This is a genomic window from Neorhizobium sp. DAR64860/K0K1 (genome assembly GCF_050500205.1).
Classification (GTDB): Bacteria; Pseudomonadota; Alphaproteobacteria; order Rhizobiales; family Rhizobiaceae; genus Neorhizobium; species Neorhizobium soli.
Map to the genome: position 1 here is coordinate 95897 of NZ_CP191458.1, position 26002 is coordinate 121898.

Below are 26002 nucleotides of genomic sequence, written 5' to 3' on the forward strand. Positions count from 1 at the left end.
TAACACCCGCCGAATGACACTGCAGATCGATAACCGGGCTCGCTTGTCGGGTACCTCGAGCGATGGCTGGTTCCGTTCAACGTCCCGCAAATCAGCGATGGTGACGTACTGATGCCGGTGGCGGAGAATACCAGCTGACAATCGACTAATCGCTATTTTGGACACTTGCCTTTGATATCAATTGTCATCGATGAGATTCTAGGCACGGTAACCAAGCCTCAATACGTTTTCTCTATAAGGATCGGTATCGTCCTACCATTGAGCCTTGGCAGTTTTCCTGCAGCTCATTCAGCAAGATATCGAGGCCTACGTGAGGTTTTTTGGAAATTTGAAAATAAGGACGCGGGTCGTTCTCGTAGCGTCGATCCCGACCATTGCGTTGATCGCTGCTGTCGTACAGGACAATATGAAGCGCCTTGAGCAGGCTTCGGAAGCGCAATCTGTCGCCGAAATTTCTTCGATGGCGCCCGTTATTGGCTCAGCCATCCATGAAATCCAGAAGGAGCGCGGTGCTTCCGCTGGTTTCGTCGGTGCCAAGGGCCTCGGTGAGTTCGGGTCGCTCCTGGAGAAGCAGCGTCTCGCAGCGGATGCAGCACTCGCCAGTTTCAAGGCCTTGAACCTGACGACGAGCGAAGCTCCGGGTGGCCCTGAATTGCAGCAGCTTGCGCTCTCGGCCCAAGCCAAGCTCGACCAGCTCAAGACAATGCGTGACGAGGTTACGGCGTTAAAGGCAGGCGTGCCTGATATTGCGTCCTATTTCGAGGATACGATCGGTAGCCTCATCAAACTGATCGGATCCATGAGTTCGCTCACCAGCGACAGCACGATCTCAAACCGGATTGTTGCCTACTCGGCTCTTCTGCAGGGTAAGGAACGCGCTGGTCAGGAACGCATGATCGGCACTGCAGCATTCGCGGCCGGTAGTTTCTCGCCGGAAGGATATCAGCAGTTCGTGAAGTTTGGCGTCATGCAGAACGTCTACTTTGCGGATTTCAACAGCTATGCAGGCGCACCGCAGCGTGCCGCGCTTCAGACGGCCCTTGCGAGTGATGCCGGTCAGCTTGTCGAGAAGCAGCGCAGCGTCGCGCTGAAGGCTCCGTTCGGCGGACAGATGGGTGGAATTTCCGGTGAAGACTGGTATAAGGCTTCGACCAACCGCATCAACGCGCTGAAGACAGTGGAAGACCAGACCGGTCTGGAGCTAAAGGATTATGCGTCCGCTTCGGCTGCGGTTCAGCACAGGAATTTCCTGATTTCGGTCTTCACCTCGCTGGGCGTTCTGGCGGTCGTTGCTGTTCTCGCGACCATCGTCACCCGCTCCATCACCCGTCCCGTCACGCGGATCGTGCAGACGATGCGTGAGCTCGCGGCCGGCAACGCACAGGCTGAAATCGATGCCATTGCAGATCGAAGCGAAATCGGCGACATGGTCAAGTCTGTTGCCGTCTTCAAGCAGAACGCGCAGGACACCTTGCGCATGGAAGCGGAAGCGCAGGCTAACCGTTCGATGTCCGAACGTCAGCGCCTCGAGCAGCACGAGCGTCAGGCGGAAGAAGCAGCCGAAGTGCAGTTCGCAGTCGATACGCTCGCCGTTGGCCTCGGTGCCATGGCGAATGGCAAGCTGAACCATCGGATCGACCAGGCGTTTGCAGAACGCCTCGACAAGATCCGCGTCGACTTTAACGGTGCGATCGAGCGTCTCGAAGATGCGATCGTGGACGTCAGCGGCAACGCGCAGGCGATCTCGGCCGGTTCGAACCAGATCCGCTCCGCGGCTGACGACCTTGCAAGGCGCACCGAACAGCAGGCAGCATCTGTCGAGGAGACCGCAGCAGCCCTTGAGCAGATCACCACCACGGTTGCCGACACGACGCGTCGCGCAGAAGAAGCAGGTCGCCTGGTCAGTGAAACGCGCAAGAACGCCGAGCACTCGGGCCTCGTGGTGACGAACGCAATCAACGCAATGAATGCGATCGAAGCGTCATCCAACGAGATCTCCACCATCATCGGCGTCATCGACGAAATCGCGTTCCAGACCAATCTTCTGGCACTGAATGCGGGCGTGGAAGCGGCCCGGGCAGGTGACGCCGGCAAGGGCTTTGCAGTCGTCGCGCAGGAAGTTCGCGAACTTGCGCAACGGTCCGCAAGCGCCGCCAAGGACATCAAGAGCCTGATCGCCAAATCCGGTGAACATGTCAGAAGCGGCGTTTCCCTTGTCGGCGAAACGGGCGAGGCGCTTGGGCAGATCGTCGATCAGGTCAAGGCAATCAGCGTGAACGTCCTCTCGATCGTGGAAGCTTCGCGCGAACAGTCTACGGGTATCAAGGAAATCAACCATGCCGTCTCGTTGATGGATCAGGGGACGCAGCAGAATGCCGCTATGGTGGAAGAATCCACCGCAGCGAGCCATTCTCTCGCGAGAGAAGCCGAAACGCTCTTCCAGCTCGTTGGTATGTTCGAGACAGGATCAGTGGCAGGTGGCATTCACCACTCGCATCAATCCGGCGACTCTCCAGCTCCTTCGAACCGGTTGATGACCCGAGTGACCTCGTCCTTCTCCAGACGCGTGGCATAAGCTTCACGGCATCCCGGCTAACCTCCCAAAGCACACGCAGAGAGTGAACCGTAAAAGCCGCCGAAGAAATCCTTTCGGCGGCTTTTGTATGAGGCTGATCCGTGCTGGTTGGTGAAAAGAAGCTTCCAGCTGTCACGACATCTTTAGCTTGATCTGCAGCCACCAAGACACCCCCAGCCGCGTGCTCGGGTCATCGTGACCGCGATGGACGAAGTGACAGTGAGAGACGCGCTCCTCAAACATCTTCACATGCTCGTGCAAGATTTCGGCCAACGTCCCCAATTGTCAGCCAGATGCCGTCCCGTCGAAGGTTTCGCGCATCGCCTTGAGGATCACGACCGCGGAGGCAGCGCCCGGGTCGATATGGCCAAGCGAGCGTTCGCCCAGTCTTGCGGCGCGACCACGAAGCGCGATTATGGATTGCGTTGCTTTGGCGCCCAATTCTCCCGCTTCGCAGGCCGAGGACCAAATGTGTCCGGGTTCGCCGGATCTCGCCTCCGCCGCATCGGCTGCCGGCATCCAGGCATCGAGCATGGTCTTGTCTCCGCGCATCCCTTTGCCCCGCTGCTGAATGCCGGTTGTGATGGCTCTCAGCATCGCGACCTGGCCAGCGGCATCGAGAGGTCGATGTGCGTTCATACGATCGGATGCATGGAGAAAGCCGGTCGCATAGAGCGGGCCCGTGGATGCGCCTACCGCATCGAGAAACGTGGTCGCAGCAGCCGCCATGACCTCGGCGGCAGTCATGCTGTCTAGATCGCTCCGCGACAATTCACTCGCAACAGCGCTGAAGCCAAGCGACATCGTGATGCCGTGATCGGCGTCTCCGATCGCCTCATCAAGCTCGGTCAGGTAATCCTTCTCCTTGGCCATCGCATCGGAGATCTTATTGAACATTCGGCTGAGTAAGCGCGCATCATTTCCGTGCACCATTTCCCTCCAACTGTTGCACTGTGCCATTGAAAGCCCTGCCTTACCCTATTTTCAACGCCGCAGTGTCGCAGGGATGATGGAGCAGAGTAGACAGATCGTCATCGAGATGAAGGATTGAGATCGAGGCGCCGACCATATCCAATGATGTGCAGTAGTGGCCAATCCAGTTTGCTTCGATCTCGATGCCCTTGGCCTTCAGCCTCTGCTCGACACGCCTGAACAGAATATAGAGCTCCATCAATGGCGTTGCACCGAAGGAGTTGACCAGTACGGCGACACGGCTGCCTGCGATCGCCCCCATCTCGTGAAATATGCGATCGATAATCTTGTCCGCAATCGCGTCGGCATTCTCGATCTTCTCGCGACTGACACCCCGTTCGCCATGGATGCCGATCCCGAACTCCATCTCGTCTTCCCCGATCTCGAAACTCGGACGGCGCGTCTGCGGCATAGAGCCGGCTTCGAGTGCGACACCCAGCGTGAATGTGCGGGAGTTGGCCTTGCGTGTCAGTGCTTCGCACGCGTCGAGGGAGTGACCGCGGTCGCAGGCTGCACCGGCGATCTTGAAGGTAAAGAAATTGCCGGCGACACCACGTCGGCCGTCCCGGTCTTCCATGGAGGACGAGGCGACATCATCGGTGGTCAGGACCGTGCGCACCGCGATGCCCTCGGCCTCGGCCATTTCTGCCGCCATCTCAAAGTTCATGACGTCCCCGGCATAGTTGCCGTAGACGAAAAGCACACCGGCATCACCCGAAGCGGCCCGGGCGCAATGCAGGATCGGCATCGGCGGCGGGGAGGAAAAGACATTGCCGACGGCGACCGCATCCGCCAGCCCCTTTCCCACATAGCCGAGAAAGCAGGGTTCATGACCGGAGCCGCCGCCGATGACAAGACCGACCTTGCCGGGCCGCGGACCTTCCCTGGCTATCAACGCCCGGTTGGATTTTCCGGCGGGCATCAGATGTTTCTGATGCGCCCGAACGACGCCTTCCAGCATTTCCTCAACCACATGATCCGGATCATTGAGGAACTTCTTCACGCGATTGCGCGTCCGCGTCCCTGTCCCTTGGCTAGACGGGCTTTCCGAGCGAGGGCGCTGCGCAAGCATCTGGTCGATCACGGTCACGCCGTCGGCATTCAGAATACCCCGTCCGGTCGCCGCATCGGTGATCAGCACGTTGACATAGCCGCCGCGCAGGGCAGCGAGGATCGCTGGCACCTTGTCGAATCCTCCGGCCGCAGCAACGCGGAGGCCGACCGATTTGAGCATGTCGAGTGACATGCCGATCAGGCGCTCGTCCAGCGGCCCTGCCACCGGACGCCCCTGGCCGTCGATGAAGCGGCCAGAGACGGCGCCGACGGCGCCCTTCGCGAGATAATCCTGCAGCGCCACGTCTTCAAAAAAGCCGCTTGTGTGAATGGTCGAATTCGGCCTCAGTGACGAGATGCCAAAAAGTGCCTTGTTGGCACGCGACAGCATGCCGAACTGATCGGCCACCAGCGGCTCTTCCAACAGAGCGTCACGCATCGTTCGAGACGAGAGGATGGCGGGGGCGGATATGTTGACGAGCCTGCCGCCAACGGCCCCGGCGACAGCCGCTGCGCAAAGCTCCGGCGTATAGGAAAAGCTTGCCCGTGTTCCGCCCGCCGCCTGAATGACCGTGACATCCTGCAATCCGGGAACATGGGCAGCTTCGCCGATCGCAAGCATTGTGCGCCCCCAGGAAACGGCGACTGTATCGCCCGACTTGATCAGACGCTGCAATGCCTGGCCGCCGGCAGCACCGATCCGTTCGATCAGCGATTTGCCGGTTTCTTCGCTGGGGACGACAAGACAGTCGACGAGCCCGAAATGCCGCTTGAGTTCGCGCGCGATGGTCAGTGACGCAAGCCGGGCGGGTTCGATGGCGATGTTGACGATGCCGCGCTCACGCGCCTCTGCGAGATAGTTGTTCACCGTGGCGCGCGACACACCCATCGTGGCAGCAATATCGCCTTGGGTAAGACCATCCTCGTAATAGAGCCAGCAGGCCCAGACGAGGGGGTCGTCGCCATATCTCAGAGACATGCCCTCGCGGGCGTGTTCGACATCGTTGGTGCCGATCATCGCCTTGCCGGACTGCTGTGTCTTCACTGGTGTCAATCCGAAACGTGCTCCGACAGTCGATACGGGGCCGAGCTATCCGGGCCGCCGGAATTTTTTAGGACAATTTATCGATGTTGGCTTCTTATTTCTGGAATTCGACGGCGACCTGCCCGAAAAGGCAGGTCGCCCGGTCCTGGGGGAGGTTTGCTGAGTTCAGGGCGCCTGCAACTTGCCTGACACGCCCTTCGCGATTTCCTTGAGGATCAAGGCGCATGACGTGGCACCGGCATCGAGAACGCCAAGCGAGCGTTCGCCGAGACGGCTGGCGCGCCCGATCTTCGCGACGAGGTCGATGGTGGAATCACGTCCCTTGTCGGCGGCTTCGGTCATCGCCGCCAGCGCGTCAGCAAAGGACTGTCCGCCTGCGACCGTGCTGTCGAACGCTTCGATGGCCGGCACGAACGCGTCGATCAGCGTCTTGTCGCCAACCTTGGCAGAACCGATCGACTGAATGCCGGCAAGGCCCATATGAAGCATTGTCGAGAAGAGGCGAGCGTCAACGACATCCTTGCCTTCGAGCGTTTCTGCGAACTCGGTGAACATCACGCCGTAAAGCGGACCCATAGAGCCGCCAATCTCCGTCATCAACACAGTGCCGAGCGTATCGAAGGCTTCGGCCAGCGACACGTCTTGGGTCTTGAGGCGCTCGGACGTCATGCCGAAGCCCTTGGCCATGTTGACGCCGTGGTCACCATCACCGATCTTGCCGTCGATCTCACTGAGATAGGCGCGGTTTTCGATGATGCGGTCGGCGATCGCAATCACGATATCGCCCGCGTGGGCATTGAGGAAAGTCTGCATCGCCAGGTCCTTAAAGCAGCATGGTGCAGCGCGTCTCGAGATCGAGAAGCGGCTTAGTTTCGTCGTCGAGCGCCATGACCGTCAGGGTCGCTCCCACCATTTCGAGCGACGTGAAATAGTTGCCGATGAAGGTCTTGTAGACCTTCAGGCCACGCGCGGAAATCTCGGTTTCGATCGTATCGTTGAGGATGTAGAGTTCGTTGAGCGGCGTCGCGCCGAGGCCTGACACGAGCACGGCGACTTCGACGCCGGCCGGCAGGTCATGATCGTCGAGCACGATCTTCACCATGTCCCTTGCAACGTCTTCGGCTTTTTTGAGCGGTTCGACCCGCACCCCAGGCTCGCCATGGTGGCCGATGCCGACTTCCATCGTGCCGGGCTCGATCTGGAAATTGGGATGGCCGACGGCGGGAAGTGTGCAGGGGCCAAGGCCCACGCCGATCGACCGGCAGTTGTCGATCGCCTTCTGCGCGACGGCGCGAACCTCCTCGAGCGAACCGCCCTGGCTGGCCTTGGCGCTACCGATCTTCCACATGAAGATCTCGCCGGCGACCCCGCGGCGCTTCTCCCGCTCGGACAGGGGAGCCGAGCAGACGTCGTCATTGGCGACGACCGTCAAAACCTCGATTCCTTCCTTGGTGGCAAGCTTGGTTGCCATCTTCACGTTCATGTTGTCGCCGGCATAATTGCCGTAAAGGCACACCACTCCTGCGCCTCCATTTGCCTCCCGGAATGCGTCAGAGAAGCTCTTGGCCGTCGGTGAGGAGAAGAGTTCGCCAATGGCCACCGCATCCAGCATGTTCTTGCCGGTGTAGCCCATGAAGGCGGGTTCATGACCCGAACCGCCGCCGGTGACGATGCCGACCTTGCCTTTGACAGGCGCATTCTTCGCCACGACGACACGTGGGTTTTCCGCAAGCCGGACGATATCGGAATGGGCCTTGACGAAGCCCTTGACCGTATCTTCGACGACAAGATCAGGATTATTGACGAAACGCTGCATGGTTTGTCCTCAGAGAATTGTGTAACCGCCGTCGATCAGGAGATCGGCGCCGTTGATCATGTCCGCACCATTGGAGACCAGAAAGACTGCCGCTGCGGCGATTTCCTGCGGGTAGGCGAAACGGCCGGTCGGGATACGCTTCTTCGCATTTTCACCCTTTTCGCCGGCCCAAGCCTTCTTTCCGAGTTCCGTCAGCACGACTGTTGGCGAAATGGTATTCACGCAGATACCGTATTTTCCCCACTCGGCCGCGAAGGTCTTCGACATGCCGATGACGCCGAATTTGGAGGCGCAGTAGGCGACGTGCTCCTCGATTGCGACGGTGCCCGCCTGCGAGGCGAGATTGACGATCTTGCCGCCCTTGCCAGCGGCGATCATCGCCCTTCCGACTGCCTGCGTGAAGAGAAAAGTGCCCTTCAGGTTGATGTCGATCGTCTTATCCCAGTAATCGAGCGACAGATCCTCGGCCGGAGCGAGGAAGACGACCCCCGCGCTGCTGACGGCTATATCGATGTGGCCGAAGGTGTCGAGGACGCCCGCGATCGCCTTCTCGACGGAAGATGCCTGCGAGACATCGCAGACGAAGGATTTCGATGCGCCACCGAGTTCGGCCGCTTTTGCTGCGGCCAGTTCGGCATTGAGGTCAAGCACGGCGACGGTCGCGCCCTTTTCGGTCAGCGCGTCGCAGACGGCAGCGCCGATGCCGGATGCGGCGCCGGTGACGACGGCAATCTTGCCGTTCAGGGGGAAATTCAGGTCGATCTGGGGAGCGGTATCACTCATGTCTTCAAGCCTTTGCGACGGAGACGGGAGGGGCGGCGGTCACCGCCCCTCCCTTGGATCGAAAACGAAAAGTATCAGTTACGGGACTCGAGCAGCTTGTCGGCGTTTTCTTTCGTGACAGGCGTCCAAGGCACGAGGTAGTCCTTCTCGGCGCCATCCGCCCACTTCATGTCCGGATACTGGGTCCAGATCTTCGATTCGGGCTTGTAGTCCTTGTTGGCGGCCTTGATGGCGACGTCGAGAGCGCCCTGAGCCTGGGCGTTGGCGTCCTGCAGGATGGAAGCCATCTCGCCGCGCTTCACCGAGTTGATCGCATCCGTCACGCCATCGACGCCGGCAATCGCGAAGTCTTCAACCTTCAGACCTGCAGCCTTGATTGCCTCGATCGCACCGAGTGCCATTTCGTCGTTCTGGCCGATGATGCCAGTGATCTGGCCCGGATGGGATGTCAGCCAGTTTTCCATCAGGGTCTGAGCTTCGGCGCGCGACCAGTTGCCGGTCTGCTTTTCGAGAACCTTTACGTCCGGGCAGGCAGCGAGTGCCTTTTCATTGCCTTCCAGGCGCTGGATCTGGCCGGACTGGCCGATCGGGCCTTCGATGATGACGAGATTGCCCTTGCAGCCCATTTTGTCCAAGACTGCCTTGGCTTCGAGCTCGCCGGCTTCCACGTCGTTCGAGCCGACATAGGATGTGAGGAGATCGGAATTGACGCGGGCATTGGAGCCGACAACGGGGATGCCGGCATCATGGGCCATCTGCACAGCGGTCGCGCCGGCCTCGATATCCATCGGCACGAAGATGATCGCGTCGAATTTCTGTGTGATCATCGTGTTGAACTGTTCCTGCTGGACCAGCGCGTCATATCGGCCATCGAACACCGTGACATCGACCTTGCCGCTCTTGACGGCCGGATGTTCCTTCAGAGCCGCCGACCAGATCTGCATGAATTCAGCATTGAGACCATAGGTGGTCGCGCCAATCTTGAGCTTCTTGTCCTGCGCCATTGCGGGTGCCGAAAGCATCGCCGCACTGGCGACGAGAGCAAGCAAAAGTTTCTTCATTTTCTTCTCCTCCACGGAATGTCCGGTCGCCGTTTTGACGCGCGGTACATGTCGGACCGTTTCGCGATCCGAATTGTTCTGGGGTCAGGCCCCTTGATTGCGTTTTTGATCCAGCATGACCGCACCGACGATCAGCGCCCCTTTGAGGACCTGCTGGTAGTAAGATTCGATGCCGAGCAGATCGAGACCGTTGTTCATGACGCCGATAATGAGCGCGCCGATCAGGGTTCCCGTGACGCGACCGACACCACCCGAGAGGCTGGTACCGCCGATGACCACGGCCGCGATGGCGTCGAGCTCGTAGGCAACACCGGCCTGCGGCAGGCCGGAGCCCGTGCGAGCGGCAAGGATCATACCGGCAAGACCCGCAAGTGCTCCCGAGATGCAGTACACGGCGAACTTGATGCGGGTGACGTTGATGCCTGAAGTCACGGCGGCATGCGGGTTGCCGCCGACGGCGTAGATATAGCGGCCAAAGCGCGTGCGGTTGAGAACCCACCAAGAGGCAATGAAGACGACGGCGAGAACGACGACCGGCATCGGGATGCCGATAATGTTGCCGGTTCCAAGCCAGCGAAAATCCGGGATAAGCGCCGGGACAGGTCTGCCGCCGCCATAGATCAGCGTCATGCCGCGTGCCGCCGACAGCATGCCGAGGGTGGCAACGAAGGCGGGGACGGAGAAGCGCGAGACGATTACACCGACGACCATGCCGCATGCGAGACCGACGAGAATGCCCGCCGCGAACGCGACGAATGCCGGATAGGGGCCGCCCGCAACGCCGGCGGTCGCTGAAGTCGTCGCAAGGCTCGCGGCCACCATACCAGCGAGCGCTACGACCGAGCCGACGGAGAGGTCGATGCCCCGGGTCAGGATGACGAATGTCATGCCGATCGCCAGCACCCCATTGATAGATGTCTGTAGAAGCACGTTCGAGATATTGCCGGCGGTGAGGAAGTACTCGTTGGAGACCGACAGGATGAATGCCAGGAGCAGGAAGGCGAGAAAGATGCCGTATTCCTGGATGAGCAACTTGCGGTTATCCGAACCGAACCATGCGGCTGCCGGCTTGTTTTCTGTGGCGGACACTGTTCTTACCTCTTCCCATGCCGATCGAATCTTGAAAATGCGCGTCTGGCCCAGTGACCCGGGCCCGTCACGTAGAAAGGTGCACCAACGCCTGCGCGTCTGTCTCCGCGCGCGGATAGATGCCAGTCGAGCGACCGTTGCGCATGACGAGGATGCGGTCGGACATGCCCAGCACTTCGTCGATTTCCGATGAAATCATCACTACGGTTCCACCGGCCTCGGCGAATTCGCAGATGATGCGATAGATCTCGCGCTTGGCGCCGACATCGACGCCACGCGTCGGTTCATCGAGCAGAAGCACCTTGGGATTGCGCAGGAACCACTTGCCCAGGACGACCTTTTGCTGATTGCCGCCTGACAGGCCCGAGACCGGCATCGTGTCGCGGGCCGCCTTGATCGCAAATCTTTCGATCATGTTCCGGCTGGCAGCCTGCTCGCCGCGGCGACGCATGACGAAATTGGGGCTGAGTTCCGGCAGGCTGGCAAGCGCAATGTTGCCTCTGACGCTATCGGTCAGATTGAGCCCGGTCAGCTTGCGGTCCTCGGTAACGAAAGCGAGCCCGTGCTCCATCGCGTCAGCCGGCTTGCTGACCTTGACCGGCGCGCCATCGATCCTGATTTCGCCGCTATCGAGACGATCGAGACCAAAGATGCAGTTGAAAATTTCCGACCGGCCGGATCCCATAAGTCCGTAGATCCCGAAGATCTCACCCTTGCAAACCGAAAACGAAATGTCGTCGATCTTGCCGGCGGCTGTCAGCCCCGTAACCTGTAGGCCATCCGTTTCCGTCGGCGTGTTGGTCTTGATATATTCCTCGCCCAGTTCCCGACCGACGATCATCTTGATCAGGCTCGGCCTGTCGATATCAGCCAAGTCACCCGAGCCGATATAGGAGCCGTCGCGGAACACCGTGTAGGCATCCGCGATCTGGAAGATTTCTGACAGGCGGTGCGAGACGTAGACGATACCCTTGCCGGCGGCCTTCAGCCGTTCGATCGTTTTGAAGAGCTGCTGCGCTTCCTTTTCGCCGATTGCCGATGTCGGCTCGTCCATGAAGATGACTTCCGCATCGTGGCTGAGCGCCTTGGCGATCTCGACCAGTTGCATCTGCGCAACCGAAAGGTTCATCATGAACTGAGTGGGACGGATCTGGAATTCGAGCTGATCCAGCAACCGCTGGGCGTTACGGTTCATCGTCTTGAAGTCGACGCCGCCGAAGCGCCCGGAGGGTTCGCGACCAAGATAGATGTTTTCCGCCACGGTCATATGAGGGACAGGGCTCAGTTCCTGTTCGATGATCGCGATGCCGGAGGCGAGCGCTTCGGCTGGGCCTGAAAAATCGACGTCCTGACCGCGACGGCGAATGGAGCCGGCATCGCGCTTGTAAATGCCCATGAGGATTTTGAGGAAGGTCGACTTTCCGGCGCCGTTGCCGCCACACAGCGCGTGCACCGAGCCCGGCTTCAGCTGAAAGCGACCCTCACGCAATGCGGCAACGCCGCCGAAGGACTTCTTCAGTCCTTCCACCTCAAGCAGATATTCCACGCTAATTTCCTCCGATGATCCTTCCGCTCGATGAGCGTCGGACCAATCACTGTCTGGGTTAACCGCCCTCCAGCGGCCAGCACGTGACATTTGTCAGATAGTTTTCGACAAATGTCAACATGCCTTCATTGTAGGCTGAAGGTGTCCCTATGGTGAGCAAAAATTCTGTTTTTATCGTTTTAAAACAAACGGATGGACTGCTTGGTGGGGAGAGCGAGACCTTGGGGGCGAAGGGGCGATACGCGCAAGAAAGAAGCGATAGCTGCTGAAAATCTCACCAAACAGCACTTTTCTTTTTCAAACCGGTCGCTATTCCTAGGTCAACCGATGCGCCGAATTTGGCGCCCATCGAGCAAAAGGATCCGATGATGAAAGCCTTGGTACTGGAAGAAAAGGGCGTTCTCGCCCTTCGAGACATTGACCTGCCGCTGGCGGTCGGAGCTTCGGAACTGAAGATCAAGATTCACACGGTTGGCGTCTGCGGCAGCGACGTACACTACTACACGCACGGCGCAATCGGACCGTACGTGCTGCGTGAGCCAATGGTTCTGGGACATGAGGCGGCAGGCACGGTGATCGAGGTCGGCTCGGCCGTTTCCGGTTTCAAGGTTGGAGACCGGGTGTGCATGGAACCGGGAATACCGGACCTCTCGTCGCGGGCATCCAAGCTCGGCATCTATAACGTCGATCCCAGCGTCCGGTTCTGGGCAACGCCGCCGATCCATGGCGTTTTGACATCCGAAGTTGTCCATCCCGCGGCGTTCACCTACAAGCTTCCCGACAACGTGTCCTTCGCCGAAGGCGCGATGGTGGAGCCATTTGCCATTGGCATGCAGGCTGCAGCGCGTGCCCGCATCGCCCCCGGCGATGTTGCGGCGGTGATCGGAAGCGGCCCGATCGGGATCATGGTCGCTCTGGCGGCGCTCGCTGGTGGGTGCAGCCGCGTGTTCATTTCCGATTTCAGCGCACCGAAACTCGCCATCGCTGCCCAGTATTCCGGTATCACCCCTGTCAATATCGGGGAGGAAAGCTTCGCCGAGGTCATCGCACGGGAAACCGACGGCTGGGGCGCCGATGTTGTTTTCGAAGCCAGCGGCAGCCCGAAGGCCTATGACGGGATATTCGACCTCGTTCGCCCGGGTGGAGCTATCGTGATGGTCGGCCTGCCGGTGGACAAGGTTTCGTTCGACGTGGCAGGCGCGATCTCGAAGGAAATCCGGATAGAGACGGTCTTCCGCTACGCCAATATCTTCGACCGGGCGCTGCAGCTGATTGCATCCGGCAAGGTGGACCTTAATCCGCTGATCACCGAGACTTTCGATTTCGACAAGAGCATTGAGGCCTTCGAGAGGGCAGCAGCCGGCAACCCGTCAGACGTCAAGCTGCAGATCCTTCTGGGTGACGCCGCGGTTTAGGAAAATCCGATCAGTTCTGAAGGCCGGTGGCCGGGAAAGCATGGGATCGTCACGCGAGATCATGCCGTCCCGGCCGCGGCTTTTGCGATGTGACGGTAGGACCACCTGGACATCCCAACGATAGACCTGTCTCTTCGGTGCCAATTGATCGTGAGTGCGGAGGCCGGCCTTAAAGCCGACCTCCGGTTTTGTTACTTGCCCGAGGCCTGGGCAGAGTACATGTAGCTGTCATAGCTGTATTCGGCGACGCGGAACCACTCGAAGGACTCGTCCCTGAACTTCTTCCAGCCCGGATAGATCTTTGCCCATGCCGGGTGCTTGGCGCTATATTCCGCGTAGAGTTCGAACGTCGTCTTGTAGGCTGCATCCATGACATCGCGTGGCAGCGGTCGCAGTTTGACGCCCTTGCCGACGAGCGAACGGATCGCTGCGGTGTTCTTCACATCGTAGAGTGCCTGCATGTTGATGTTCGCCGCCTTGCAGGCGGCATCGAGTGCGGCCTTGTAGGCGGGAGGCAGACCCTCATACTGTGCCTTGTTGATGAAGAAGTGGATCGTCAGGCCACCTTCCCAATAGGCCGGATAGTAGTAGTTCGGCGCAATCTGATAGAAGCCGAGGCGTTCGTCGTCATAGGGGCCGATCCACTCGGCCGCGTCGATTGTTCCGCGCTCGAGAGCCGGATAGATATCGCCCCCCGGTAGCTGCTGCGGCACCACGCCGAGCCGAGACATCACTTCGCCGGCGACACCGGCGATGCGCATCTTGACGCCCTTGAGGTCGGCGACGCCCTTGATCTCCTTGCGGAACCATCCACCCATCTGGGCACCGGTGGCCCCGCCGGGGATGCCAACCACGCCATAGGCAGAGAGAAACTCGTTATAAGCCTCATTGCCGCCGCCGTGGTAAAGCCAGGCGTTCTGCTGACGACCATTGAGACCGAAGGGGATGGTCGAGCCGATCGCAAATGTCGGATCCTTGCCGGTGAAATAGTATCCGCAGGTATGAGCGATCTCGACGGTGTTCGCTTTCACCGCATCGATCGCCTGCGGTCCGGGTACGAGTTCGCCGGCCTGAAACACCTGAATTTGGAATTTCCCGTCGGTGATCTTCGACAGTGTCTCCGCCATGACGGTTGCGCCGCCGTAAATCGTGTCGAGGTTGTTCGGGAAGCCCGAAGTCAGGCGCCATTTGATGCTCGGCAGTTCTTGGGCAACCGCCGGTGCGGCGAGTGCGGTCGCGGCGACTGTTGCCGCCCCTCCGACTGCGCCTTTCGTCAGGAAATTGCGTCTGTTGATGGTTTCCGTCATTGCGTTTCCTCCTCCTCAGGTTCGGCAGTATCGAACGCACGCTGTGCGATCAAAGCGTTTGTCTAGTTTTTCGGTGCGCCGAAGCTTGGCGTCGGGGAACCGAAATCTGGTGCAGGGATATCAACGGCCGGGGCGGCGGGATCGCCGGAAGACTGCTCCGGTGCGCCGAATGGCTGGGTCGGTGTTCCAAACGGGTTAGCGCCATCGGCACCCGGCATCGGTACGTTGAGCTCAATCGTCGATGGATCGACGACGGCAGATCCTGATTTGTAGTGGGTCACGAGACCCGGAAAGACGATGACGACGACGACCATGACGAGCTGGATCGCCAGGTAGGGCAGGGAGCCCATGTAGATCTGGCCGGATGTGACCGGCTGGATTGTCGCACCGGTGATGCGATCCTTGTAGGCCCGTGTCGGAGCGACGGAGCGCAGGTAAAACAGCGAGAACCCGAACGGCGGATGCATGAACGACGTCTGCATGTTGATCGCCAGCATCACGCCGAACCAGATCAGGTCGATGCCGAGCGCATCGGCAACCGGTGCCAGCAGCGGGATGATGATGAAGGCCAGCTCGAAATAATCGAGAAAGAAGGCCAGGAAGAATACGAGCAGATTGGCAACGATCAGGAAGCCGATCTCGCCGCCCGGGATCGACGTCATCAGGTGCTCTACCCAGACGTGACCGTCGACACCGTAGAAGGTCAGCGAAAACACGCGCGCGCCGAGCAAGATGAAGATCACGAAGGAGGACAGTTTCGCCGTCGCGTAAAGGGCCGACTTGACCATCGCCAGCGTAAGCTTGCGATTGAAGGCTGCAAGAAGCAGAGCACCGACTGCGCCCATCGCGCCGCCTTCGGTCGGCGTCGCAAGGCCGATAAAGATTGTGCCGAGAACGAGGAAGATCAGCACGAGCGGCGGCACGAGCGAGGTGATGACCTTGGCCACAAGCTTCCAGCCACGAAGCGATCGCGCCTCGATGGGAAGAGCCGGCACGCTTGCCGGACGCAGAAAGGACATCAGGATGATGTAGCCGGTATAGGCAGCAACCAGCATGAGACCGGGCACGAGTGCGCCCTTGTACATGTCGCCGACCGACCGGCCGAGCTGGTCGGCCAGAATGATCAGCACGAGGCTGGGCGGAATAATCTGGGCAAGCGTTCCCGACGCTGCGATCGTGCCGGCCGCGACCCGTCGGTCGTAACCATATCGCAGCATGATCGGCAGCGAGATCAGGCCCATCGAGATGACGGAGGCCGCAACGACGCCTGTGGTGGCTGCAAGGATGGCGCCCACGAAGATGACCGCGAAGGCGAGCCCGCCGCGGATCGGGCCGAACAGCTGGCCGATCGTATCGAGCAGATCCTCGGCCATTCCGCTTCGCTCGAGAATCAGCCCCATGAAGGTGAAGAACGGAATGGCGAGCAGTGTCTCGTTCGACATCTGCCCGAAGATGCGGTCAGGGATCGCTCCGAACAGGTTGATGGGCAAAAGGCCCATTTCGATGCCGATGAAACCGAAGACAAAGCCGACAAAGGCGAGTGCGAAGGCAACCGGATAACCAAGCAGCAACACGACGATCAGTGATAGAAACATGATCGGCGCGAGATTTTCCGCAAAGAATGCAAACATATGAGCGTATCCTGCTACGAATTAGAGCGCTTGCGCTTCGGCGTCGGCGAGAGCGACGGCGTCGGGCATCGCACCGCTGAGGATCGCTAGCCGTTTGATCAGTTCCGACAGTCCCTGGAGTGCCAGCAGGCCGAAACCAATCGGGATCATGGCCCAGACTGGCCACAGCACCAGCCCACCGGTATTGTTGGAGACCTCTCCGCTCACATATTTGGCGATGACGATCGGCCAGGACAGGTAGATGGTGACGAGGCAGAACGGCATCAGGAAGAAGATTGTCCCGAACACCTCGATCCAAAGCTGCGCCCGTCTGGGGAGCTGGCCATAGACCAGATCGACCTTGACGTGCTCGCTGCTCAGCAATGTCCAGGCCGCCGCCAACAGGAAGGCTGCGGAGAAAAGGTACCATTGCGCCTCGAGCCAGGCATTTGAGCTCAGATTGAAGACTTTTCGGGTCACTGCGTTGATGGCGCTGATCAGCACTGCCGCCAACAAAAGCCATGAAACGGCTTTACCGAAAAGCGTGTTCATCGCGTCGATAGCGCGCGACACGGCGAGTAGACCAGACATTTCAAACCCTCCCAGGCAAGCTGCCCGAAGGCAGCTGTCCCATGCACTACTATCGCCGCAAATCACACGCGACAAGAGCATTATGACAAGAGGCCAATCTCGCGGTCTGGGAAAAGGCTTCGATACACGTTGCTATGGGCTGGAACAGACCATGACGTAGGGAGCGCAAACGTCCCCGCTGATTCTCGATTTCGACGCTTATTCTTTTCGCATGCAGGGTGAACGCGTGACGCGCATGACGAGCGATTTTTGTCGCCAAATCAGTGACTTTGAGAAAAGAGACCTGGTTGCATCCGCCGTCGCTTCGGGCGACAATCGACGGATAGTGCACCGACGGCAAGCAAACGGGCGCCTAGGGCGCCCGTCGCAATACAGATCCGGAGCGGCCTTATTCGGCCACAACCGTCTTCCCGCCTTCCCACTTGTAGACGGAAAAGCTCTGCGAGCTGAGATCGCCGGTTTCACCGTAGGTCAGTTCGCCAATGGCAGTCTTGATACCGGTGCCATCCTTGAGCGCGGCAGCAACTGCCTCAGCGTCGTCGGTGCTGCCAGCCTTGGCGATGCCGGCGGCGATGACCTCGACGGCTGCATAGGCGTTGAGGGTAAAGGCTTCGGCGGGGATCTTTTTTGCAATGAGCGCATCGGCCGCGGCCTTGCTGTCGGTATTCTTCAGCGCGTCGGCAGCGTTGGTGAAGATCGTGCCGTTGGCTGCGTCGCCGCCGGTGGTGATGAACTCGCTGTTGGAAAGGCCGTCACCCGCGATCAGCTGCACATTCATGCCGGCATCCTTCATCTGGCGCACCAGAAGGCCTGCTTCCGGGTGATAGCCGCCGAAATAGAGGACTTCGGTGCCTTCCGACTTCAGGCGTGTCACCAGCGCGCTAAAATCCTTGTCGCCCGCCGTCAGCGCGTCGTTGAAGACTTCCGTGATGCCGGCCGCATTCAGCGATGCCTTGAAGGCATCGGCGAGACCCTTGCCATACTGCCCCTTGTCGTTGAGGATGGCGATCTTCTTGTCCTTGAATTTCTCGACCACGAATTTTGCTGCAACGTCCGCCTGCTGGTCGTCCCGGCCGCAGGTGCGAAACACGGTGGAAAGGCCACGCGCGGTCAGTTCCGGCGAAGTGGCTGTCGGGGTAACCATCAGTGCACCGTTTTCGGCAAACGCGACCGAGGCTGGGATAGAGACGCCCGATGTGACAGGGCCAACCACGAAACGGATATCGTCGGCGATCAGCTGATTGGCGGCAGATACGCCCTGTTTGGGTTCGCCGGCATCATCGACAATTTTAAGCACGAGCTTCTCGCCGTTGACGCCGCCCTTCTTGTTGATTTCCTCGACCGCGGTTTCCGCGCCGTTCTTGATCTGCGCGCCGATCGCAGCAACCGGGCCGGTCAGCGGCGCGATGAGGCCGACCGTGATGTCAGCGTAGGCTAGCGGGGCGAATGCGAGTGTGGCAGCGAGTGCCGCAGTGATTGTCTTCAATGTCATGTCAGTCTCCTGGGATGCGGACCTCCCGACCCGCGTGCTAATGGTGCGCCGAACCCGCTCAAACCGTCGGCAATGCCATGACTGGTGGAAGAGGGAGGGCGCGTCCGGTCCGCGCGTGGCCATATTGAGCTTCTCCGCGCATCCGACAATTTTCCTAGAAATATTGGGACGGTGACGCAAGAAGATAACCGGAAGCAATGACCTCTTGATTGAATAATTCACGCCTTCTTGTGGGGACGTGATGGGCGGCTGCAGCCGTGCCCTTTCATGCCGGCAACTCACACGACGGAACCAACCCATGATCCGGGCAGCCGTCCATGGCGCCCCGACGGCGATCAGCGGATACGTGTCGTTCTCCACACTGCGCCGCGGTTCGAAGACAACGACGGTGGGCATATTGCTGATAGTGGCGACTCAGATGCTGAAAGCGGCTCCGATCAGCGCCCTAGTGTAATCGGCCTTCGGGGCGTCAAAGATCGCGTCCGTATCGCCTTCCTCAACGATCTTTCCGTTGTTCATGACGATCACATGATCCGCGATGGCCCTGACCACGGCAAGGTCGTGGCTGATGAAGACGTAGGAAAGGTTGTGGTCGGACTGCAGCTTGCGCAACAGGTCGATCACCTGTCCCTGCACGGACCGGTCGAGTGCCGAGGTCGGTTCGTCGAGGATAACCACACGCGGCTTGAGGATCATCGCGCGGGCAATCGCGATGCGCTGGCGCTGACCGCCGGAAAATTCGTGCGGGTAGCGATTGCGCGCCTGGGGATCGAGCCCGACTTCGGTCAGGGCGGCGATCGCACGCCGGTCTCGATCCGACTTGTTCAGCGAAGGCTCGTGGACGAGCAGACCTTCGGTGATGATCTCGCCGACTGTCTGACGCGGCGAGAGAGACCCAAAGGGATCCTGGAAGACGAGCTGCATCTCCTTGCGCAGGGACCGCATCTGCCGACGGTCGAAGCCGGAGATGTCGGTCTTGTCGAAGCGGTAATGACCATCGCTGTGGAGAAGCCGGAGCAGCGCGCGCCCAAGCGTCGATTTCCCCGAGCCGGACTCACCAACGATACCGATCGTCTGGCCCTGCCTGAGCTTGACGGTGACGCCGTCGACGGCCCGGAAACTCTTTGGACCCTTCGAAAAAAGTCCGCGGCCGATCGGAAAATCGACCGTGACATCGCGTCCCTCCAGAATGATCGGTGCGTTCTCCGCTGGCGGTTGCTTGCGACCCTGAGGTTCGGCATCGATCAGCATGCGGGTATAGGCGGAAGTCGGAGCCTCGAAGATCTGTGATGTGGCTCCCTGTTCCACCACTTCGCCGCGCCGCATGACGACGACACGTTCGGCAAAATGCCGGACAATGCCGAGATCGTGGGTGATCAGCACAATCGCCATGCCGAAACGCTCCTGGAGCGAGCGCAGCAGTTTCAATATCTGCGCCTGGACCGTCACATCAAGCGCCGTCGTCGGCTCGTCGGCGATCAGGACGTCGGGTTCGTTGGCAAGCGCCATGGCGATCATGACGCGCTGCCGCTGGCCGCCGGACAGTTCATGCGGGTAACTGTCAATGCGGCGGGCGGGATCGGGAATGCCGACCAGTTCCAAGAGTTCCAGCACGCGGCTGCGGGCCGCTTTCCGGCTGCCGCCGCGGTGGTAGACGATCGGTTCGGCGATCTGGCGGCCGATCGTGTAAAGCGGATCAAGCGAGGTCATCGGTTCCTGAAAGATCATCGTGATCTTGGCACCGCGGATCTTGTTGAGCTCGTTATTTCGCAGTCCGACCAGTTCCTTGCCACGATAGGCGGCGGAGCCAGTGACGGTGCCGTTTCCAGCGAGCAGGCCCATAATGCCCATCATCGTTTGGCTCTTGCCGGAGCCGCTTTCGCCGACGACGGCGAGCGTCTCGCCGGCACGGACATCGAACCCGATGCCCTTGACCGCATTGACCGTGCCATCCGGCGTCGTGAAATTCACTTTCAGGTCGCGGATCGAGAGAATGGTGTCTTTTTGATCGGTCATGTCAGCGATCCTTCGGGTCGAGCGCGTCGCGCAGGCCGTCGCCGATAAAATTCAACGAAAACAGCGTTGCCACGAAGAAGATGGAGGGAAAGATCAGGAGCCAGGGTGCCGACTGGATATTGTTGGCGCCTTCCGAAATCAGAGCCCCCCAGCTGGTCAGTGGCGCCTGAACCCCGAGCCCGAGGAAAGACAGAAAGCTTTCCAGGAGGATTACCTTCGGAACCACGACGGTGACGAAGACGATCACCGGTCCGATCGTGTTCGGGATGATATGCCGGCGGATGATTTGCCAGTCGCTCAGGCCGAGCGCTTGCGCAGCGCCCACGAATTCCCGGCGCTTCAGCGCCAGCGTCTGGCCTCGCACGATGCGCGCCATGTCGAGCCATTCCACAGCGCCGATCACCAGGAAGATCAAGATGAAGGAACGACCGAAGAAGACGACTAGGACGACGACAAGAAAGACGAAGGGGAGAGAGTAGAGGATCTCGACGAAGCGCATCATGACATTGTCGACACGGCCGCCAAGATAACCCGCGGTCGCGCCGTAGAGCACGCCGATGCCAAGCGAGACGAGGCTGGCCAGCACGCCGACGGCAATCGAGATCTGGCCGCCGAGCATGACACGGGCAAGCAGGTCGCGGCCGTTCGGATCCGTGCCGAACAGGAAGTATTCCCGGCTGACATTCCCTTCGACCTTGAGAACGCGCCCGTCTTTTTCGGTCGCTACTACCTTCGTGTCGTCGAACTCGTTGGCACGGTCGAAATAACGCGTCGTGCGTGGGTCGATCGGATCCTCGGCGCTGATGGTCGCGAAAAAGATCTGGCCCGTCACCTCGAACGCGTCGAGGTTGACGCGGGCCCGAGTCGCGACGCCTTGCATGGCGCCCTCCAGCGATGCCTCGTCTGGCCGCGGCTCGAGACTTGGCGCCACCGTCACATAGGAAGAAAAGACCTGGTCATAGCTATGCGGCACAAAGAGTGGGCCGAGATAGGAAAAGAGCGCGATCAGAACGAGCATCACGCAGCCGCCCATCGCCGCCTTGTTGCGACGGAAGCGGATGGCGGCAAGCTGGAAAAGACTGCGGCTTGTGCTCTGGGGCGGGGTGGAAGCCGGATCGGTGGCGATATCAGTCATGACGGACCCTCGGATCGAGCAGGCCGTAGAGAAGGTCGACCAGGAGATTAAAGACGATAACAAAGATGGCGATCAGAACGACGGTGCCCATGACCAGCGTATAGTCACGATTCAGCGCGCCGAGCACGAAATAACGGCCGACGCCCGGAATGGTGAAGATGGTCTCGACGACGGCCGAGCCGGTCATCAATGCGGCGGCACAGGGTGCGAGATAGGAGACGACCGGCAGCATGGCGCCGCGCATGGCATGCGTGATGACGACGATCCGCGCCGGCAGGCCATAAGCGCGCGCGGTGCGGATATGGTCGGCATGCAGCGCCTCGATCATGGAGCCGCGCGTCAGCCTGGCGAAAACGGCGAGCTGCGGCAGCGCCAGTGCGATCATCGGCAGGAGCAGGAACGAGAACGAACCATCTCCCCAGCCACCGGCCGGCAACAGCGCAAGAAGAATTGCGAAAATCAGCGTCAAAACCGGGCCGACGACGAAATTTGGGATCGTCGTACCCATCGTCGCAAGCGTCATGATGGAAAAATCGAGCACGCTGTTCTGGCGCAGGGCCGCGATCGTGCCGAGCGTCACGCCGCCAATCAGGGCCAGAAGCAGAGCGTAGAAACCGAGTTCAATGGAATAGGGAAGGCCTTTTCCGATCAGTTCCGCGACGGTGTTGTCCTTGTAGATATAGCTTGGACCGAAATCACCCTGTACGGCATTGCCGATATAGGTGAGATATTGACGCCATAACGGCTGGTCTAGCTGGTAGGTCCGCATGATGTTTTCCATCGTTGCGGGTGGCAGCGGACGTTCCAGGTTGAAGGGACCGCCCGGAGCAAAACGCATCAGGAAGAAGGAAATCGTCACGACGATGAACAGCGTCGGGACGGCGCTCGCGAGGCGGCGCAGGATAAAAGACAGCATGCAGTAGTCTCCTGCGGGATGGCGTCCGAAACGCTGTCGGACGCCATCCCGTGTCGATTATTCGGAAACGCTCAGGAAGCGGCTCAGGTGTTCATTGGCAGCATTGTCCTGCCAGCCCTTGATGCGGTCCGAAACAAGCCACAGATCGGCCTGGGTCAGGAAGGGAGCAATCGGCTGGTCGCGCATCAGGATTGTTTCCGCCTCATGCATGATCTTCGATCGCGCAGCCGGATCCGTTTCCGCATACGACTTCTTCATCAGATCGTCGAATTCCTTGCTCTCGTAATGCCCGTAATTGAAGGTCTTGTTGGTCGAGAGGTTCAAGGCGAGGAAGTTTTCCGGATCGGCATAATCGGCAACCCAACCGGCACGTGCCACGTTGAACTTGCCGCCTTCCTGGAGATAGGCGTAGTGCGAGGAGACATCGAGATTGCTCATCGTCACCTTGGCACCGAACGTGTTTTTCCACATGTCGGCAACGGCGGTGGCGACACGTTCGTGGTTCGGGTTGGTGTTGTAGCGGACCTCGATATTGAGCGGCTTGCCGCCTTCACCGTAACCGGCTTCCTTCATCAGTTCTATCGCCTTGTCTTCGCGGTCGAGCTGGGAAAGTTCTGCGAAATCGGCCTTGGCGGGTTCGCCATAGTTCGCCATGCCCGGCGGCACCAGCGAATAGGCGGGAAGCTGCGATCCGCTATAGATCTTCTTGGCCAGGAAATCGCGGTCGACGGCCATGGACAGGGCCTGGCGGACACGAACGTCGTTGAAGGGAGCCTCGCGGCCATCGAAGACGTAATAATAGGTCGCAAGCGTCGGCGACACGTGCACCTGGTCCTTGTAGGCCGAGCGCAGCCGCTCGATCTGGTCGGCGGAGAAGTTGTAGACGAGATCCATTTCCTTCGCCTCGAAGCGGCGGACGGATGCGGCCTGGTCGTCGATCGGGTAGAAGATCACCTTGTCGAGCTTGACGTTGGCGGCATCCCAGAAATTGGGGTTCTTTTGGACAACGAGGCTGTCGTTCGGCACATGGCTGACGAGCTGGAAGGCCCCGTTCGACACCATCGTGCCTGGCTTGACGAAATCGGCGCCGTTCTTCTCAAGGCTTGCCTTGGAGACAGGCAGGGCAGTCTGGTGAGCAAGAAGTTCAAGGAAGAAGGGGGTCGGGCGCTCGAGGGTGATCTCGAACGTCTTGTCATCGACGGCCTTGATGCCGAGTTCCTTCGGATCGGCCTTGCCGGTGTTGACCATTTCCGCGTTCTTGATCGGGTAGAGGATGTTCGCATATTTCGCGGCGGTCTTCGGATCTTCCACGCGCTTGAACGAGAATTCGAAATCCTGCGCCGTGACGGGCGAGCCATCGGACCACTTGGCATTCTCACGCAGCTTAAACGTGTATGTCAGTCCGTCGTCGGAGACCTTCCACGACTCCGCTGCACCCGGTACAATCTTGCCCGCCGCGTCGTAGATCGTCAGACCTTCATAAAGATCCTTCAGAATGAAGGCTTCGATATTGATCGAGGTCTGGGCCTGATCGAGCGTTTGCGGTTCGCCGGAATTGCCACGATGAAGCACCGTTTCAGCAAATGCCGGTGCCCCGGCCAGCAGAGTTGATCCGAGCAAAGCGACCGCAGCCGCACGCATGAGACGAGATGACATACCGTTATCCTCCTGGTTTTCCGTCCGATTGGGCGAGTGAATGCCAGAAATATCGGAACCGCAAGGCTTTTTTGCTCTCGACTCAAATGCGGAGTGTATATCCGCGCGCCTCGACTAACCTCATAATTGCAGGGTCCTGTAGAGGCGATAGCCGGGGTATCCTGACCTTGCATCCGCGCCAGACCGTGAATCGAGAAAGCAGCGACATTTTACGTTCAGGTAAACCGAGCAGCGAATACCATGGTGTCGCGATCAGGGTGCCTGGAGTAATTTTATTGCAGGAGCACAAATGAAAGCGGTTTCCACCGATCCATCTCGATACAATCAGGGAGGGCATGGCTGGGCACCATCGGACTGCAATATGCGCCTTTCGCGATATGACGATCCGGCACCCCATCAGCGGCTCTCAAACATCGGGGACGGTGTAGCGTCGGCTATCACGGGCAACGAGCCGATGAGGTAAAGCGTCACGAATCTGCACGCTCCGCGGCTCATCCCTTCAACAAAGCGCTTCGGCCAAGCATGCGGCAGGTCGCGCCTAGTGGCGCTTTCTTCTGTAGATCTTGTTGCCGTGTGGACCGCTGACGACCGGCGTCCTGTCCCGATTTTCGGTGACCAGGGTTCGCCACCGGTCGAGACGATCGCCTGCAAGTTCTCCGCTTGCGACTGCAGCCTGAACGGCACATCCGGGTTCGTGGACATGGCTGCAATCGCGAAACCGGCACTGCGATGCCAGTTCGGCGATATCGGAAAAGAAGACATCGATACCGTCGGCAACATCACTTACATACAGCGTCCGGATCCCGGGTGTATCGATCACCCATCCGCCACCCGGTAGCGCGTGCAGCGATCGTGCCGTCGTGGTGTGTCTGCCCTGCGAGTCGTATTCCCGGATCGTGCCGGTCTTCTGTGTGTCCGACTGAGACCCGACGAGCGAGTTGACCAGGGTTGATTTCCCAACGCCCGACGATCCCACGAGCGCGCAGGTCTGTCCCTCGCCGCACCACGGCGCCAGGAGTTCGCGTGCCTCTACCGAGCGTCCGTTCAGGAGGATAACGGGCAGGCCAGGCTGCAGTCCCTGCGCCTGGACCCGGAAGACGTCAGCGTCTTCGGTCGTGTCCGCCTTTGTCAGGACGATCACCGGGTTGCTCCCGGCTTGTTCGGCCAGGATCAGATACCGTTCCAACCTTGAAAGGTTGAATTCGGCGTTGCAGGACGTCACGATGAACAGGGTATCGACGTTGGCAGCAACCAGTTGCGGGATCGTGTCGTTCCCCGCACGTCGTTGAAAGAGAGTTTTCCGTTCGAGACGGCGAACCAGCATGCCGCTGATCGGGTCGGCGAGGATCCAATCGCCGACCGCGAAATCGGCGGTGTTGGCGTTGGCTGGGAGCTCGAGGGCGGCCGGACCACCGGCATCAATAGCCTCCACGCGCGACCGGTGAACGGAGGCAATGCGCCTCGGCGCGAGTTCGTCTTCATCGGATGTGAGCTGATCCGAAAAGAAGTCCGACCAACCAAGTCGTTTAAGCGCTGTCATGTGAAGGGGGTCGATCAAAGGAAGGTCGCAATCTTTGGAGCTGTTAGTGTTGGACGGGGCCTGTTGGCTTCGGTTTCCCTTGGCTGCGCGAGAAGTTTGGCCGAAAAGAGTCTATGAGCGTCGGTGCGTCGCGGACGGAGGCAAGTTCTTTTGGACGCTGGCATACACAACCATCCTCTTCAGACTGTATGCGCGGGGCAGTTGGCGGACAAGCCCTAAGGAAACTCGTCGTGCGGGAAGGTTCTGCAAAGCAGGTCAAAACTAAAGGTTGACTTGGCACCCCTTCGTCTCTATCTTTGGTTTATCGATCTTTTGCTTGCTGAACTTTGGTTACCGCGCGATTGGCACCGCGCTCTGAACGAACTTCCCTCTCAAAATCAATCG

General features: G+C 59.6%; 19 protein-coding genes. 2 read left to right on the plus strand and 17 right to left on the minus strand.

The annotated features are described in order from the left end of the window. Nucleotides 1-406 precede the first annotated feature (406 nt). Complete coding sequence (locus tag ACQY1J_RS00455; RefSeq protein ID WP_246454166.1) at nt 407-2575, plus strand: methyl-accepting chemotaxis protein; 2169 nt, start codon at nt 407-409, stop codon at nt 2573-2575. A gap of 285 nt (nt 2576-2860) precedes the next feature. Here ACQY1J_RS00455 and dhaL (ACQY1J_RS00460) read toward each other — a convergent pair whose 3' ends face one another. The 8 genes from dhaL (ACQY1J_RS00460) to ACQY1J_RS00495 form a co-directional block, all read right to left on the minus strand. Then, complete coding sequence (gene dhaL / locus ACQY1J_RS00460) at nt 2861-3505, minus strand: dihydroxyacetone kinase subunit DhaL (protein ID WP_430249979.1); 645 nt, start codon at nt 3503-3505, stop codon at nt 2861-2863. A 43-nt stretch (nt 3506-3548) separates the two neighbouring features. Beyond that, nucleotides 3549-5618 carry a bifunctional sugar-binding transcriptional regulator/dihydroxyacetone kinase subunit DhaK gene (locus ACQY1J_RS00465; RefSeq protein WP_244473985.1) on the minus strand — a complete coding sequence of 690 codons (2070 nt, stop codon included), beginning with the start codon at nt 5616-5618 and terminating at the stop codon, nt 3549-3551. Between the two features lie 192 nt (nt 5619-5810). After that, the gene (dhaL, locus tag ACQY1J_RS00470; protein ID WP_062578284.1) at nt 5811-6458 is read right to left on the minus strand and encodes a dihydroxyacetone kinase subunit DhaL; all 648 of its coding nucleotides are present in this window, start codon (nt 6456-6458) and stop codon (nt 5811-5813) included. Between the two features lie 10 nt (nt 6459-6468). Continuing rightward, nucleotides 6469-7461 (minus strand): dihydroxyacetone kinase subunit DhaK, encoded by a 993-nt coding sequence (locus ACQY1J_RS00475; RefSeq protein ID WP_430249680.1) that lies wholly within the window; start codon nt 7459-7461, stop codon nt 6469-6471. 9 nt (nt 7462-7470) lie between these two features. Further along, nucleotides 7471-8244 carry an SDR family oxidoreductase gene (locus ACQY1J_RS00480; protein WP_192078551.1) on the minus strand — a complete coding sequence of 258 codons (774 nt, stop codon included), beginning with the start codon at nt 8242-8244 and terminating at the stop codon, nt 7471-7473. 74 nt (nt 8245-8318) lie between these two features. Further along, entirely contained in the window at nt 8319-9305 is a 987-nt protein-coding gene (locus tag ACQY1J_RS00485) for a substrate-binding domain-containing protein (protein WP_430249681.1), read from the minus strand. A gap of 84 nt (nt 9306-9389) precedes the next feature. Next, nucleotides 9390-10394, minus strand: a complete 1005-nt coding sequence (locus tag ACQY1J_RS00490) for an ABC transporter permease (RefSeq protein WP_062578276.1) — start codon at nt 10392-10394, stop codon at nt 9390-9392. A gap of 67 nt (nt 10395-10461) precedes the next feature. Beyond that, complete coding sequence (locus ACQY1J_RS00495; protein ID WP_062578274.1) at nt 10462-11940, minus strand: sugar ABC transporter ATP-binding protein; 1479 nt, start codon at nt 11938-11940, stop codon at nt 10462-10464. Between the two features lie 368 nt (nt 11941-12308). Here ACQY1J_RS00495 and ACQY1J_RS00500 point away from each other — a divergent pair, with 368 nt between their 5' ends. Further along, nucleotides 12309-13355: an NAD(P)-dependent alcohol dehydrogenase gene (locus ACQY1J_RS00500; protein ID WP_200943516.1), complete on the plus strand. Its 1047-nt coding sequence runs from the start codon at nt 12309-12311 to the stop codon at nt 13353-13355. A gap of 191 nt (nt 13356-13546) precedes the next feature. On the opposite strand, the gene ACQY1J_RS00505 is transcribed toward ACQY1J_RS00500, so the two are convergent. The 9 genes from ACQY1J_RS00505 to rsgA all read right to left on the minus strand — a co-directional run bounded on the left by ACQY1J_RS00505 (nt 13547) and on the right by rsgA (nt 25618). After that, nucleotides 13547-14662 (minus strand): TRAP transporter substrate-binding protein, encoded by a 1116-nt coding sequence (locus ACQY1J_RS00505; protein ID WP_062578270.1) that lies wholly within the window; start codon nt 14660-14662, stop codon nt 13547-13549. Between the two features lie 62 nt (nt 14663-14724). After that, complete coding sequence (locus ACQY1J_RS00510; protein ID WP_062459274.1) at nt 14725-16293, minus strand: TRAP transporter large permease; 1569 nt, start codon at nt 16291-16293, stop codon at nt 14725-14727. 21 nt (nt 16294-16314) lie between these two features. Further along, the gene (locus ACQY1J_RS00515; RefSeq protein WP_062459277.1) at nt 16315-16863 is read right to left on the minus strand and encodes a TRAP transporter small permease subunit; all 549 of its coding nucleotides are present in this window, start codon (nt 16861-16863) and stop codon (nt 16315-16317) included. 388 nt (nt 16864-17251) lie between these two features. After that, nucleotides 17252-18355 (minus strand): branched-chain amino acid ABC transporter substrate-binding protein, encoded by a 1104-nt coding sequence (locus ACQY1J_RS00520; protein WP_062578266.1) that lies wholly within the window; start codon nt 18353-18355, stop codon nt 17252-17254. A gap of 414 nt (nt 18356-18769) precedes the next feature. Then, on the minus strand, nt 18770-20371 hold the full coding sequence (locus tag ACQY1J_RS00525; protein WP_113111572.1) for an ABC transporter ATP-binding protein: 1602 nt from the start codon (nt 20369-20371) through the stop codon (nt 18770-18772). A 1-nt stretch (nt 20372) separates the two neighbouring features. Further along, nucleotides 20373-21506 carry an ABC transporter permease gene (locus ACQY1J_RS00530; RefSeq protein ID WP_430249682.1) on the minus strand — a complete coding sequence of 378 codons (1134 nt, stop codon included), beginning with the start codon at nt 21504-21506 and terminating at the stop codon, nt 20373-20375. Further along, the gene (gene oppB / locus ACQY1J_RS00535) at nt 21499-22422 is read right to left on the minus strand and encodes an oligopeptide ABC transporter permease OppB (protein ID WP_062459288.1); all 924 of its coding nucleotides are present in this window, start codon (nt 22420-22422) and stop codon (nt 21499-21501) included. The genes ACQY1J_RS00530 and oppB overlap by 8 nt, the downstream gene beginning before the upstream one ends. A 57-nt stretch (nt 22423-22479) precedes the next feature. Further along, entirely contained in the window at nt 22480-24063 is a 1584-nt protein-coding gene (locus ACQY1J_RS00540) for a peptide ABC transporter substrate-binding protein (RefSeq protein ID WP_244508866.1), read from the minus strand. A 553-nt stretch (nt 24064-24616) separates the two neighbouring features. Further along, the gene (rsgA, locus tag ACQY1J_RS00545; protein ID WP_174197590.1) at nt 24617-25618 is read right to left on the minus strand and encodes a ribosome small subunit-dependent GTPase A; all 1002 of its coding nucleotides are present in this window, start codon (nt 25616-25618) and stop codon (nt 24617-24619) included. Nucleotides 25619-26002 lie beyond the last annotated feature (384 nt).

Excerpts from the sequence above, each read along its gene's own strand:
- oppB (WP_062459288.1), bottom strand. The coding sequence starts at position 22,422 with ATGCTGTCTTTTATCCTGCGCCGCCTCGCGAGCGCCGTCCCGACGCTG.
- ACQY1J_RS00455 (WP_246454166.1), top strand. The coding sequence starts at position 407 with ATGAAGCGCCTTGAGCAGGCTTCGGAAGCGCAATCTGTCGCCGAAATT.
- ACQY1J_RS00500 (WP_200943516.1), top strand. The coding sequence starts at position 12,309 with ATGAAAGCCTTGGTACTGGAAGAAAAGGGCGTTCTCGCCCTTCGAGAC.
- ACQY1J_RS00530 (WP_430249682.1), bottom strand. The coding sequence starts at position 21,506 with ATGACTGATATCGCCACCGATCCGGCTTCCACCCCGCCCCAGAGCACA.
- dhaL (WP_062578284.1), bottom strand. The coding sequence starts at position 6,458 with ATGCAGACTTTCCTCAATGCCCACGCGGGCGATATCGTGATTGCGATC.
- ACQY1J_RS00520 (WP_062578266.1), bottom strand. The coding sequence starts at position 18,355 with ATGACATTGAAGACAATCACTGCGGCACTCGCTGCCACACTCGCATTC.
- ACQY1J_RS00510 (WP_062459274.1), bottom strand. The coding sequence starts at position 16,293 with ATGTTTGCATTCTTTGCGGAAAATCTCGCGCCGATCATGTTTCTATCA.
- ACQY1J_RS00515 (WP_062459277.1), bottom strand. The coding sequence starts at position 16,863 with ATGTCTGGTCTACTCGCCGTGTCGCGCGCTATCGACGCGATGAACACG.
- ACQY1J_RS00505 (WP_062578270.1), bottom strand. The coding sequence starts at position 14,662 with ATGACGGAAACCATCAACAGACGCAATTTCCTGACGAAAGGCGCAGTC.
- ACQY1J_RS00525 (WP_113111572.1), bottom strand. The coding sequence starts at position 20,371 with ATGACCGATCAAAAAGACACCATTCTCTCGATCCGCGACCTGAAAGTG.
- rsgA (WP_174197590.1), bottom strand. The coding sequence starts at position 25,618 with ATGACAGCGCTTAAACGACTTGGTTGGTCGGACTTCTTTTCGGATCAG.
- ACQY1J_RS00540 (WP_244508866.1), bottom strand. The coding sequence starts at position 24,063 with ATGCGTGCGGCTGCGGTCGCTTTGCTCGGATCAACTCTGCTGGCCGGG.
- ACQY1J_RS00485 (WP_430249681.1), bottom strand. The coding sequence starts at position 9,305 with ATGAAGAAACTTTTGCTTGCTCTCGTCGCCAGTGCGGCGATGCTTTCG.
- ACQY1J_RS00465 (WP_244473985.1), bottom strand. The coding sequence starts at position 5,618 with ATGATCGGCACCAACGATGTCGAACACGCCCGCGAGGGCATGTCTCTG.
- ACQY1J_RS00475 (WP_430249680.1), bottom strand. The coding sequence starts at position 7,461 with ATGCAGCGTTTCGTCAATAATCCTGATCTTGTCGTCGAAGATACGGTC.
- ACQY1J_RS00480 (WP_192078551.1), bottom strand. The coding sequence starts at position 8,244 with ATGAGTGATACCGCTCCCCAGATCGACCTGAATTTCCCCCTGAACGGC.